Genomic DNA, 12,170 nt, shown 5'->3' with positions numbered 1-12,170 from the left:
CGCTTCGCTGGACTCCGTGAGCAGTCCCGCGAACGCCGAGCGTCCCGCCGCCCGAGCCCCGTCCCGCGCCCGCCGCGCCGGACGGGGCTTCTCGGCGGCCGCCTCCGGGGTGCTGCTGGTCGTCACGGCGCTGCTGGTGCCGCTCGCCATCCTCTCCGGCTGGGCGCGGCTCGACATCGGCGACGTGGACGAGTACGTCGGCACGATGGAGCCGCTCGCCTCGAACGAGCACGTCCAGGCGGACATCGCCGCGGCCGTCACCGACCGGGTGATGCGGGAGCTGGACACCGGGCCGCTCCAGGACACCGTCGCGGAGTTCGTGGAGAGCGCGATCCGCTCGTTCACCACCACGGAGACCTTCCGCACCGGCTGGAACGCCGCCAACCGGGAGGCGCACGGCGCCGTCCAGCGCGCCCTGCGCGAGGGCGACGGGAACGGTGCGGTCACCCTCAACCTCGCCCCCATCACCCAGCAGGTGAAGGACCAGCTCGAGGCCGACGGGGTGCCGTTCGCCGACCGGGTGCCGGTCGAGGACGTCGAGGTGACGATCCTGGAGGCGCACCGCTTCCCGGCCGCACGGCAGAGCTTCCGCCTCCTCCAGGAGGCCGGGCTCTGGCTGGCGGGCGCCGCCGTGGTGACCGCCGCTGTGGGCCTCCTGCTCGCCCGGCGCCGGGCGCGGGCCGCCGTCCTCACCTGTCTGGGCGGAGCACTGGCCTGCGGAGCGCTGCTGATCGGCATCGTGATCGGGCGCCGGGCCACCCTCGACGACCTGCCCCGGGACGTCTCCGAAGCCTCCGCCGCCGCCGTCTTCGACGCCCTGGCGAGCGCGCCGAGGACCCTGGCGTGGGCGGTCCTCGGCGGCCTGCTCGTCCTGGCACTGGTCATCGCGGTCCTCGCCGGGTTGCGGCGTACCCGCCCGGCCCGGCGCTGACCCGCCGGCCCGTCGGCCGGCCGCGGCTCAGACGCCGATGTCACCGCCGTCGGCGCGCCACACCGCGACGACCGCCGGGCGGACGATGCGTCCGGGCCCGTCCGGCCACTGCGAGGCGGGCTGCTCCACGGAGGCCCCGTCGACCTCGCCGGGGTGCTGGACGGCGACCAGGACGCGCCGGTCCTGGATGACCGGGCCGCAGGTCTCGGCGCCGGTCGGGACGGTGAGGAACTGCTTCAGTTCGCCCTTGCGCGGGCCGCTGGTGGCGACGCCGAACAGGCCGTCGTGGGAGCCGAGGGCGTTGCCGTCGGTGGAGATCCAGAGGTTGCCGTGCGGGTCGAACGCGACGTTGTCCGGGCAGGAGATCGGGCTGACCTTCTCCTTGGGGAACCCGGCGAAGTACGTGGCCGGGTCCTGGGGGTCCCCGGCGACGAGGAACAACGACCAGGCGAACCGGGTGCTGGTCGGGTCCTCGCGGTACTCGGTCAGCTCCAGGACCTGACCGTGCTTGTTGCTGTTGCGCGGGTTGGCCTCGTCGGCCGGAGCCTTGCCCTCCTTGCCCCGGTCGCTGTTGTTGGTCAGCGCGATGTAGACCTTGCCGGTGCGCGGCGAGGGCTCCACGTCCTCGGGCCGGTCCATCTTGGTGGCGCCGGCCTTGTCCCCGGCGAGACGGGTGAAGACGAAGACCTCGGCGGCACTCATCCCGGGCACGTGCGAGACGTCGCCGCGCGGTCCGGCGGTGGCCAGCGGGATCCACTGGCCGCTGCCGTCGAACTCGCCGTCGGCGGGCAGCTTCCCGCTGCCGTCGATCTGGTCGGCGGGCGAGTCGCCGGTGAGCTTGGCGACGTACAGGGTGCCCTCGTCCAGCAGCGTCAGGTTGTGCTCCCGGGCGGCGCGGGAGTCGCCCTTGCGCATCCGCTTGGAGGAGACGAACTTGTAGAAGTAGTCGAACTTCTCGTCGTCGCCCATGTAGACGACCGGGCGCCCGTCGCGGGTCAGCCGGGGCTGCGCCGCCTCGTGCTTGAACCGGCCCAGCGCGGTCCGCTTGCGCGGAGTGGAGTCCGGGTCGTACGGGTCGAGTTCGACCACCCAACCGTGGCGGTTGGCCTCGTTGGGCTCCTCGGAGAGGTCGAAACGCCGGTCGAACCGCTCCCACTTGCGTTCCGAGGCGCCGCCGGAGATGCCGTACCGCTTGAGGCGGGCGGCGGTCTCGGGGTCGGTGACCTTGTCGGCGTGGGCGAAGTACTGGTTGAAGTTCTCCTCGCCGTGCAGCGTGGTGCCCCACGGGGTGGTGCCGCCCGCGCAGTTGTTGAGGGTGCCGAGGACGGTGGTGCCCCGCCGGTCGGCGCTGGTCCGCAGCAGCGGGTGGCCGGCGGCGGGGCCGGTGACCTCGAAGCGGCTGGTGGCGGTGAGGCGGCGGTTGAGGCGGTGGCGGCGGACCGGGGTGAGCCGGCCCGAGCGCCGTTCCTCCTCCACGACGACCACCGAGAGGCCGTGCGCCGCCCAGGCGATCTCGACCTGCTCGCGGCTGGGGTTCTCCGGGTCGTACCCGGCGAACATCAGGATCTCGTCGGTGTACTCGTGGTTGGCGACCAGCACCTGGCGGCGGGCGCCCCCGTGCTCCCGGCCGCGCTCGTCCAGCGGAAGCAGGGAGAGGAAGTCGTTGTTGTAACCGAACTGGCCCGCCTGCGCCCTGGCGCTCTGGCGTTTCTCGTCGAACTCCGGCGCGCCGCGCAGGATCGGGTCGCCCCAGCGGATGACGACCTCCTGCGCGTACCCCTTAGGGACGCTGACCTGGTCCAGTTTGTTGGGGGCGACCGGGGTGAACCGCAGGCCGCGCGCGCCCTTGCCGTTGCCCGTGCCGGGCCGGTGGCCGCCCCCGTGCCCGGGACGCCCGCCGTGCGCGACGGCCTGCCCGGCACCGGGGCCGACGACGGCGGTGCCCGCCGCCCCGGCGACCGTGACGACGGCGGCCGCCCGCAGGGCCGACCTTCTGGAGAGGGCGCCGGCGATCACGTCACCGACGTACTCGTTGCCACTGGTGTTGGGCGTCTCGTGGAAGCAGGCGTCCCCGCAGCGGAAACGGCAGGTCAGCGCGGAACGGCCGCCAGGGTGCGATCCGATCAGCGGAAGCAGCTTGCGCATGGTCTCCTCCGTCCGGGCCCCGGCACCGGCGCCCGTCTGCGCCGGCCGACCGTGAAAGCCCCGGTCGGCCGCGACGCTAGGAGGGCCGACGGGCAACCCGGCGGACGAGAGTTGAACGGCGCATGAACCCCCGGCGCACGCCCTCCGGTTGCACTGTGGTGGAGTACGCCGGGGTGCTGCTCGGCGTCTCGCGGCCGCCCCTCCCCAAGATCACCCGTGCGGGCGGCTAACCTTACGTGTCCGCCCTGGCCAGAACCGGGGGCCCGGGCACACACCGGGACTTCGCACCGGCGGGGACCAACTCACGCGAAGGGTTGCGCTGGTGACTCGGGTGATCTCGCCGCCGCGTGCACGCGCGAGCTTCCGCCGGAGCGGCCCCAGCAGTACCGTCCCGGCCAGTCCGCCCCACGGAGTTTTAACGGACTCCGCCCTTCCCGTCGGTCACACTGCTTGAACCCGATCCGCCCCCGCCCCCTCGCCCTCCTCCTCAGCGGCCCAGCGTCCCGACCGACGCGGACCGCGACGCACGTGCAAGATCGGCTGCCGCGCCTTCCTGGCGCAGGGCTGGATTCGATCTCCCACCGGCTGGAGCCGGTGGCCCCCTCGAAAGGAACCTGATGGGCATTCTCAGTCTCCTGCGGAACGCGCTCGGCCGGTCACGCAAGAACCGGGACGCCTCCGAGGCCGGTTCCGGCACCGGGACCGAGAACTCGGCGGCGGTCCCCCCGGCCCGTACCGAGGACGCCTCCCGCGCCGGCACTCCGGCCCCCGACACCGCCACCCCGTCCGTCCCGGAGGCCCGCACGGAGCGGGCGCCGGCCGCCGACGAGCCGGACGCCGCCCCCGACCTGGTCGCCGCCGCCTTCGACCGCGACGCCGCCGGCGTGCCGAGCCCCCAGCGCTCGCCCGAGGACGACCCGGACGCCTCTCCCGCCACCCCGGCCGAGTCCGCCGCGAAGCCCGAGGCGGCTGACGAACCGGAGCCCGCCGCCCCGGCCGAGCCCGAGGCCGGGCGAAAGACCGACGCCGAGCCGGAGACCGAGGCCGAGCCGAAGACCGACGCCGAGCCGAAGACCGACGCCGAGCCGGAGGCCGAGGCCGAGCCGGAGGCCACCGATGAGGCCTCCGCCACGACCGAGGCGGTCGGTGCGGCCGACACCGCCGAGCCGATCGTCGCGCCCGTACCGGCCGACCCGGAGGTGCCCGAGGCCCTGATCACGGAGCCCTCGATCTTCGACCCGAAGCCGGAGGCGGCGGAGCCCGCCCTCTCGCCGGAGTCGGCGACCACCCCCGAGCCGACCGCCGAGCCCGAGCCCGCCGCGAAGACGGAGGAGGCCGAGCCGGAGTCGGCGCCCGAGCCCGCCAAGCCGGAGGCGGCGGAGCCCGCCCCCGAGCCGGTAGCCGCTGACCCCGAGCCCGCCAAGCCGGAGTCGGCCAAGCCCGAGTCGGCCAAGCCGGAGCCCGCCAAGCCGGAACCCGCGCCCGCCAAGCCCGAGTCGGCCAAGCCGGAGCCCGCCAAGCCGGAACCCGCCAAGCCCGAGCCCACCAAGCCGGAAGCCGAGCCCTCCAAGCCCGCGCCCGCCAAGCCGAAGCCCGCCAAGGCAGCCGAGAAGTCGGCCGAGGACGCGGCCGAGCCGGAGGCCGAGCCGGAGGCCGAGCCGGCCGGCAGGCCCGCGAAGGCGGCCGCCTCGAAGGCGGCCGGCAAGCCCGCCAAGCCGGTGGCGAAGTCCGCCAAGGCGGCCGCCAAGCCCACCGAGGCGGCCCGGTCGAAGGCGTCGGCTCTGCCGGTGGCGGACGCGGGCCAGGCGCTCGCCGACGCGGGCCTGACCGGGGCCAAGGCCAAGGTGTACCTGGTGCTCGACCGTTCCGGGTCGATGCGCGGCTACTACAAGGACGGCAGTGCCCAGGGCCTCGGCGAACAGGTGCTGGCGCTGGCCACGCACCTCGACCCGGCGGACACCCCCACCGTGCGGGTGGTCTTCTTCTCGACCGACGTCGACGGCAAGGGCGAGCTGACCCCGGAGGCGTACGAGGGCCGGATCGACGAGCTGCACGCGGAGTGCGGCCGGATGGGGCGGACCAGCTACCACCGGGCCGTGGAGGAGGTCACCGCGCTGCACAAGAACTCGGGCGCGAGCGAGCCCGCCCTGGTGATCTTCCAGACCGACGGTCCGCCGGACGTGAAGACCGTCGCCACCGAGGCACTGAAGGCGGTCGCGGACGCTCCGCTGTTCTGGCAGTTCGTGGGCTTCGGCGAGAGCGAGCACAAGAACTTCGAGTACCTGCGGAAGCTGGACACCCCGCACACCGGGTACTTCCCGGCCGGCCCCGCTCCGCGCGAGCTGACCGACGCGGAGCTGTACGCCGGGCTCCTCGCCGCCTTCCCGCAGTGGCTGGCGGCCCGCGCCTGACCCCGCCTGACCTGTGCGGCCCCCGGTCCCCGGACCGGGGGCCGCACCGCGTTCCACGCGCTGAAACGCGGTGAAGCGATCTTCGGCGGGCCGTTAGGATTTCGCCCATGGCGGCCAATGGAAACGAGAAGCAGGGGACGAAGGCGTACTACGTCACGACCCCGATCTACTACGTCAACGACGCTCCTCACCTGGGCCACGCCTACACGACCGTCGCAGGCGACGTGCTCACGCGCTGGCACCGTCAGCGCGGCGAGAAGGTGTGGTACCTCACCGGCACGGACGAGCACGGTCAGAAGATCATGCGCACCGCCGACGCCAACGGGGTCAGCCCGCAGGAGTGGTGCGACAAGCTCGTCACCCAGGCGTGGAAGCCCCTGTGGGAGCACCTGGAGATCGCCAACGACGACTTCATCCGCACCACTGAGAAGCGCCACACCGACCGCGTCCGGGAGTTCGTCCAGGACCTGTGGGACAAGGGCGAGATCTACAAGGGCGGCTACGAGGGCCCGTACTGCGTGGGCTGCGAGGAGTACAAGCTCCCCGGTGAGCTGCTCGACGGCGAGGGCGAGTACGCGGGTGAGAAGCTCTGCCCGGTGCACAAGAAGCCGGTGGAGATCCTCAAGGAGGAGAACTACTTCTTCAAGCTGAGCGAGTACGCCCAGCGCCTCCTCGACTTCTACGAGGCCAACCCGGGCTTCATCCAGCCCGAGTCCGCGCGCAACGAGGTGGTCAACTTCGTCCGCCAGGGCCTCACCGACCTGTCGATCTCCCGCTCCACCTTCGACTGGGGCGTCAAGGTCCCCTGGGACGACAAGCACGTCATCTACGTGTGGGTCGACGCCCTGCTGAACTACGCGACGGCCGCGGGCTACGGCTCCGACCAGGCCCGGTTCGACGCCACCTTCCCGGCCGACGTGCACCTGGTCGGCAAGGACATCCTCCGCTTCCACGCGGTGATCTGGCCCGCCATGCTGATGGCGCAGGGCCTCCCGCTGCCCGGCCGGGTCGTGGCCAACGGCTGGCTGCTGGTCGGCGGCGAGAAGATGTCCAAGTCGAACCTGACCGGCATCAAGCCGCAGGACCTCACCTCGCACTTCGGCGTCGACGCCTACCGCTGGTACTTCCTGCGCGCGATCTCCTTCGGCCAGGACGGCTCGTTCTCCTGGGAGGACTTCTCCGCCCGCTACACCAGCGAGCTGGCCAACGACTACGGCAACCTCGCCTCCCGCGTCGCCGCGATGGTGAACAAGTACTTCGGCGGTGAGCTGCCCGCCGCCACCGCCTCCGGCGAGGCCGAGCAGGCGGTCCGGGAGGGCCTGACCAAGGCCGTCGCCGCCGCCGACCGGGCGATCGGCGAGGAGATCGACTTCCAGTCCGGCATCCTCGCCATCTTCGACTTCGTCAAGCAGGTCAACGGCTACATCACCGAGCAGGAGCCCTGGAAGGTCGCCAAGGACGACAGCGAGGAGGGACGGGCCCGGCTCGCCACCATCCTGTACACGGCCGCCGAGTCCCTGCGCGCCATGGCCGTCCTGCTCAACCCGGTGATGCCCGACACCTCCCAGAAGCTCTGGGACTCCCTCGGCGCCGAGCCGCACCTCGGCCCGCTCGCCGCCCAGCGCATCGACGAGACCGCCGACTGGGGCCGCCTCCCGGCCGGCGCCACCGTCACCAAGGGCGCCGTCCTCTTCCCCCGCCTGGAGGAGCAGCCGACGGCCTGACCAGCCGTCCCGCCCTGCGAAGCGGCCGGTCCCCTCCCCGGGGGCCGGCCGCTTCGGCGTTCTCCGCACCGCTTTGACATAGGTATGACGCCATACCTATTCTCCTCCCCGTGGACACGACAGCGCGCACGCCGGACGGGACGACGCCGGACGAGGGCGCGGCCGACCGGCTCGCCCGGGACCTCGCCCTCGTCCTCCCCGCCCTCCACCGCGCCCTGGACCGCCGCGTCGACGCCGACTTCCCGCACCCCAAGCCCGCCGAGGGCCAGATCACCCTGATGCGGCTGATCCGGGACCGGGACGGCATCACCGTCCGGGAGGCGGCCGAGGTGCTGCTGGTGAAGCCCAACAACCTCAGCGCGACGGTGACCCACATGGTGGCCGCGGGGCTGGTCGAGCGCCGCCGGGACCCCGACGACAAGCGCGTCACCCACCTCCACCTCACCCCGACCGCCGCCGAACGCACCCACGCCGTCGACGAGCTGATCAGCGGCTACGTCGAACAGGCCCTCGCCACCCTCAGCGACGGCGAACGGGGCGCACTCGGCGCCGCCGTCGGAGCCCTGCACGTACTGGAACGCGGACTCCACCCGTCCGCCCCCTGACCCACCCCGTGCCAACGGCCCCGTACGGCCATCCGTCTCCCTGCGAGGAACACCCATGTCCACCCGGACCCCCGAAGCCCCGCCCGAACCGGCCCCCGCACCCCCGTCGCCCACCCGGCGCGGCAACCCGTGGCTGACCCTCATAGCCGTCGCCTTCGGGCTCTTCATGGTGGCCCTGGACGGCTCGGTCGTCTCCATGGCCAACCCGGAGATCGGCCGCGACCTGAACGCCGGCACCGCCGACCTCCAGTGGGTCACCAACTCCTACCTGCTGGCGCTCGCCGCCGCCCTCATCCTCGGCGGCAAGCTCGGCGACCGCTTCGGCCGCCGCACGTACTACCTGATCGGCGTCGCCGGCTTCACCCTCGCCTCGGTCGCCATCGGCCTGGCCGGGTCGATCGAGGGCGTCATCGCCTTCCGCGCCGTCCAGGGCTTCTTCGGCGCGCTGCTGATGCCGAACACCCTCGGGCTGCTGCGCGCGGTCTTCCCGCCGAAGAAGTTCGGCATGGCGGTGGGCATCTGGGCGATGGTCTCCTCGGTGTCGACCGCGCTGGGCCCGATCGTCGGCGGCCTGCTGGTCGAGCACGTCAACTGGGAGTCGGTCTTCTTCATCAACGCCCCCGTCGGCGTCCTCGCCCTCGCCTTCAGCGCCTGGGTGCTGCCGCAGGCCAAGGGCGAGGAGGGGCGCGGCGCGCGCTTCGACATCCCCGGGGTGGTGCTGCTCGCCCTCGGGCTGCTGCTCGTCGTCTTCGCCGTCGTCAAGGGCGAGACCTGGGGCTGGGCTTCCCCGGCCACCGTGCTGACCCTGCTCGCCGGCCTCGCGGTCCTGGTCGCCTTCGGCCTCTACGAGAACCGGGTCGCCCACCCGCTGCTGCCGATGCGCCTCTTCCGCAACCCCGCGCTGACCGTCGGCACCGTCATCACCGCCGTCAACTTCTTCGTCCTGCTCGGCGTGATCTTCTTCGTCATGCTGTACCTCCAGAACGTGCGCGGCTACAGCCCCGTCGAGTCCGGCGTACGCACCCTCCCGCTCAGCCTCGCCTCGGTCGTCGCCGCCCCGCTCGGCGCCGCCCTCACCGGCCGCTTCGGCGCCCGCCTGACGATGCCCCTCGGCATGCTGCTCCAGGCCGGCGCCTCCCTCGGCATCCTCGGCTGGGGCCTGGACACCGCCTACGCCGTGCTCTGGCCGCCCTTCGTGGCGCTCGGCCTCGGCATCGGCATGGTCATGGCCGCCTCCTCGGACGCCATCGTCGGCAACGCGCCCGTACGGGACGCGGGAGTCGCGGGCGGCCTCCAGTCCACCGCCCTCCAGGTCGGCGGCGCCCTGGGCACCTCCGTCCTCATCTCCCTGATCAGCAGCCGGGTCTCCTCGACCTTCGGCGCCGAACTGGCCACCGCCGGAGTCCCGGCCCCCGTCGCCGACGGCCTCACCGAGGCCAAGGACGCCGTCGCCATGGGTGTGGCCCCGGTCGGCCCCCGCCTCCCCGATGCCCTCCACGGCCCGGTCACGGAGGCGGCCGGCCAGGCGTTCCTGAACGGGGTCCACACGGCGGTCTGGGTCACGGCCTGCCTGTGTGTGGCGGGGGCGGTGGCTTCGGGGTGGGTGCTGCGGCGCCACACGCCCGCCTCCGCGAACTAGGCGCCGGGCTCAGGCCCTCGTCCGGTACTCGTCCCAGACCCTCGCTGCCGCTTCCAGCCTGGTCGTCCACGGATCGGGGTCGCTCGTGCTGATCTCGGTCCACAGACGATGGCTGGCGGCGGCGAAGGCGGTGATTCCTGGGCCGGAGGCCGCGGCCCAGGCCAGAGTCCGGGCCGCCCAGCCTTCCGCCGAGGCGGGGGTGTGGCCGGAGGCGATGAGCCAGATGACCCAGTAGGCGGCGTCGAGCCAGGCGGCCCCACGCGTGGCCCAGGCCCAGTCCACGAGACGGGCTTCCTCGGCGATGAGGACGTTGGTGTTGTTCAGATCGGTGTGCAGAAGATGGTCGCCGGAGAAGAAGGCCAGGTCGGCCGGGTCCCCGGCGTACTCCTTCAGGCGTTGCTCCGCCTGGCGGAGCGGGATGCCGGGGCGGGGCGTTCCGCCGAGCCGGTTCAGCAGGGCGACGACCTTCGGCAGATCCGGGGAGCCGGGTGCGTAGTCGGCGTGGTGGTGGCCGGTCAGGGCTTCGAAGCCGAGGAGGTCCCAGCCGTGGCTCACGACATGCCAGCGCAGTGCGGGAGCCAGCCCGGTGAGGAAGGGGGCGACCGCTGCCTCGCGGGCCTGGGCCCAGACGCGGGGGTGGTCGGTGCGCAGGCCCTTGACGTGCCAGGTACCGGAGGCCGAAGTGAGGCGTACGGCGATTTCGCTGTTGAACCCCTCGGCCGCCTCTTCGGCGTGGAGCAGGGGTCCGGTGTGCTCCTCGACAGCGGCCCGTACGGCGGACGGAAGCTGGTCGACAGTGAAACGGGCAGTGGGCATGCGGCGCCTTTCCTCGGTATGCCGGTGCGTCGGCCGGGGCTCGCCGTCCACATACCGGCGAGCCCCGACGCTCTCACCTGCCTGAACGACTACCGGTAAGGGTTGTCGTCGTTGCAGCCTGGGACGGCCCCTTCGGTCAGCGTCTCCAGGTCGTCGAGGAGTACGACTTCCTCGGGTTCCCGCAGGGCAGTCGGCGGGCTCGTGATCTCCACCATGACAGCGGTCATCGACGGTCTTCCTTTCCGTGTCGGCAATAGGTGTTGAGTGGTGCCTTCGCCTCCTGGTACGCCTTGGCGAGCGGTCGGCAGACCCGGCAGGTGCCGGAGAGCAGACAGCCGCCGCAGCCACCGGTGCGAAGCATCTGGGCATCGGCGATGCGGGGGAGACGGCGGAGCCCGTCCAGGCCCTCGGTGACCAGGTCGACGGGGTTTTCGCGGCCGACCTTGCACATGGTGGCCAGGCCGTGCGGGTCGACGTGGAAGAAGGTGTGACCTGCGGGACAGCCCTGGAAGACACTCGTCTTGTCCAGGAATCCGGGTGCTTGCGCGGCCAGCGGTTCGGGGTCGCCCGTGTACGTGGGGGAGATGGTGCCGTATTCGGTGCGACGGGCACCGTAACGGTCGGCGAAGGCGCGCATGGCGTCGACCTCGTGGGCGTTGTGCCGGGTGATGATCAACGCGAGTTCGAGAGGGACGCCTGCTGCCCGAGCGGCGTCGAGCCCTTTCCGCACGAGCCGGAAGGCTCCCTTCCTGCGCGTCAGGGAGTCGAAGCTGTCGGGCGTGGCGCCGTAGAGGGACACCGTCACTTTGTGCGGTGGCCGGTTCCTGAGCATGGCGATGATCTCGGGGTGGTGCAGCCGGGAGCCGTTGGTCAGGATCTCGATGAGCATGCCGGAGTCGTACGCGAGAACGTAGGCATCCACGAAGTCACGGTCGATCAGCGGCTCGCCGCCGGTGAACTGGAGCCAGAGCACTCCCGCGTCGCGCAGAAGGCGCAGCAGCCGCGCCTTCCCGTCCCAGGGCAGGCCCTCGAACTTCCTCTCCGCGAGGTAGCAGTGCTCGCAGTTGAAGTTGCAGCCCTTGTTGATCTCCCAGGTGGCCCGTCCGTAGCCGAGGGGCGTCTGGGGGCGTACGAGGACGGCGATCCGGAACGGTGTGGCGGCGAGGTCGAGGTCCCACGCTTTCCGCGCCCCTTCCACGAGCCACTCGGGGACGGGACGGCCGCTGTCGGCGAGGGCGGCGAGTTCGTTGTACCTCGTACGGGGCAGTCTCATGCCGGCCCGGATGCCCGGGCGGGCGACGAGGAAGGTGCCGTTGTACGGGCTCACGATCAACTGGTGCACGAGGTCTCCTCGCTGTACGCGGCTACGTCCCAGGTGTGCCGCTCGGGGTGCCCGGAGTACAGGCAGCAGGCGTCGGCGTCGGTGACGAGGGGCGGCACCGGGCAGTCGGGCAGCGTGACGGCCTCCGCAGTGCCGCCCTCGTCCCAGCGGAGCCACAGGGCCGCGTACGGTTCGGTCTCGGCGAGCAGGCCGTGGTGCTTACCGGTGCTGTGCGGCGGCAACTGGCACCGCACGGCTCTCCCGAACCAGCAGGCGGACCAGAGGGCGGTCAACACGTCGACCGGTACCCGGCGCCGGTGTGCGCAGAGCATCACGTCACCGGGCCGTGAGCGGCTTGCGGCTGTCGGGCGCGGCAGCCCTGGCACTGGCACGGCGGGTACCGTTCATGGCTCACCGATGTCGGCCTCGCCCTGCTCACGCGCACCTTTGTCGTCGGGCCCCACGTGCGGCCGGAGTCGCGCGAGATCCGCAGCGTCATCCGTACCTCGTCCTCGTTCTGTCCGTTCGCCATGGGTCGAGGATTTCGGGCGGCAGCCAGAGCGGAAAAGGTCCAACGG

General features: G+C 72.4%; 10 protein-coding genes. 5 read left to right on the top strand and 5 right to left on the bottom strand.

The features are described 5' to 3' along the window. Positions 1–16: 16 nt before the first annotated feature. Positions 17–931, top strand: coding sequence for a hypothetical protein (locus Sdia_RS05430; RefSeq protein WP_100455205.1), 915 nt, complete (start codon positions 17–19; stop codon positions 929–931). Positions 932–958: 27 nt separating this feature from the next. On the opposite strand, the gene Sdia_RS05425 is transcribed toward Sdia_RS05430, so the two are convergent. Further along, positions 959–3,076 carry a PhoX family protein gene (locus tag Sdia_RS05425; protein WP_124287412.1) on the bottom strand — a complete coding sequence of 706 codons (2,118 nt, stop codon included), beginning with the start codon at positions 3,074–3,076 and terminating at the stop codon, positions 959–961. Between the two features lie 617 nt (positions 3,077–3,693). Between Sdia_RS05425 and Sdia_RS05420 the strand changes: the two genes are divergently transcribed. From Sdia_RS05420 to Sdia_RS05405, 4 genes are all read left to right on the top strand, one after another. Further along, positions 3,694–5,487 (top strand): VWA domain-containing protein, encoded by a 1,794-nt coding sequence (locus Sdia_RS05420; protein WP_189500078.1) that lies wholly within the window; start codon positions 3,694–3,696, stop codon positions 5,485–5,487. A gap of 107 nt (positions 5,488–5,594) precedes the next feature. Further along, positions 5,595–7,211, top strand: coding sequence for a methionine--tRNA ligase (gene metG, locus Sdia_RS05415; RefSeq protein WP_189500077.1), 1,617 nt, complete (start codon positions 5,595–5,597; stop codon positions 7,209–7,211). Between the two features lie 110 nt (positions 7,212–7,321). Beyond that, positions 7,322–7,816 (top strand): MarR family winged helix-turn-helix transcriptional regulator, encoded by a 495-nt coding sequence (locus Sdia_RS05410; RefSeq protein WP_115068919.1) that lies wholly within the window; start codon positions 7,322–7,324, stop codon positions 7,814–7,816. A gap of 55 nt (positions 7,817–7,871) precedes the next feature. Beyond that, positions 7,872–9,455 carry an MFS transporter gene (locus Sdia_RS05405; protein WP_189500076.1) on the top strand — a complete coding sequence of 528 codons (1,584 nt, stop codon included), beginning with the start codon at positions 7,872–7,874 and terminating at the stop codon, positions 9,453–9,455. A 9-nt stretch (positions 9,456–9,464) separates the two neighbouring features. On the opposite strand, the gene Sdia_RS05400 is transcribed toward Sdia_RS05405, so the two are convergent. From Sdia_RS05400 to Sdia_RS05385, 4 genes are all read right to left on the bottom strand, one after another. Continuing rightward, complete coding sequence (locus Sdia_RS05400) at positions 9,465–10,271, bottom strand: aminoglycoside phosphotransferase (RefSeq protein ID WP_189500075.1); 807 nt, start codon at positions 10,269–10,271, stop codon at positions 9,465–9,467. Between the two features lie 89 nt (positions 10,272–10,360). Beyond that, positions 10,361–10,498, bottom strand: a complete 138-nt coding sequence (locus Sdia_RS05395) for a hypothetical protein (RefSeq protein ID WP_008415295.1) — start codon at positions 10,496–10,498, stop codon at positions 10,361–10,363. Then, complete coding sequence (locus Sdia_RS05390) at positions 10,495–11,613, bottom strand: radical SAM protein (protein WP_100455198.1); 1,119 nt, start codon at positions 11,611–11,613, stop codon at positions 10,495–10,497. The genes Sdia_RS05395 and Sdia_RS05390 overlap by 4 nt, the downstream gene beginning before the upstream one ends. Further along, positions 11,601–11,888: a hypothetical protein gene (locus tag Sdia_RS05385; protein WP_100455480.1), complete on the bottom strand. Its 288-nt coding sequence runs from the start codon at positions 11,886–11,888 to the stop codon at positions 11,601–11,603. The genes Sdia_RS05390 and Sdia_RS05385 overlap by 13 nt, the downstream gene beginning before the upstream one ends. Between the last annotated feature and the right edge of the window lie 282 nt (positions 11,889–12,170).

Origin of the sequence: Streptomyces diastaticus subsp. diastaticus, from assembly GCF_011170125.1 — a bacterium.
In the GTDB taxonomy this organism is placed as follows: domain Bacteria; phylum Actinomycetota; class Actinomycetes; order Streptomycetales; family Streptomycetaceae; genus Streptomyces; species Streptomyces diastaticus.
The sequence above is the reverse complement of the archived record's forward strand: the minus strand, read 5'-3'. Positions and strand labels throughout refer to the sequence as shown.

What these genes read in the sequence shown, in the direction of transcription:
- Sdia_RS05420 (WP_189500078.1), top strand. Translation starts at nt 3,694, where the DNA reads ATGGGCATTCTCAGTCTCCTGCGGAACGCGCTCGGCCGGTCACGCAAG.
- Sdia_RS05400 (WP_189500075.1), bottom strand. Translation starts at nt 10,271, where the DNA reads ATGCCCACTGCCCGTTTCACTGTCGACCAGCTTCCGTCCGCCGTACGG.
- Sdia_RS05405 (WP_189500076.1), top strand. Translation starts at nt 7,872, where the DNA reads ATGTCCACCCGGACCCCCGAAGCCCCGCCCGAACCGGCCCCCGCACCC.
- Sdia_RS05425 (WP_124287412.1), bottom strand. Translation starts at nt 3,076, where the DNA reads ATGCGCAAGCTGCTTCCGCTGATCGGATCGCACCCTGGCGGCCGTTCC.
- Sdia_RS05395 (WP_008415295.1), bottom strand. Translation starts at nt 10,498, where the DNA reads ATGACCGCTGTCATGGTGGAGATCACGAGCCCGCCGACTGCCCTGCGG.
- metG (WP_189500077.1), top strand. Translation starts at nt 5,595, where the DNA reads ATGGCGGCCAATGGAAACGAGAAGCAGGGGACGAAGGCGTACTACGTC.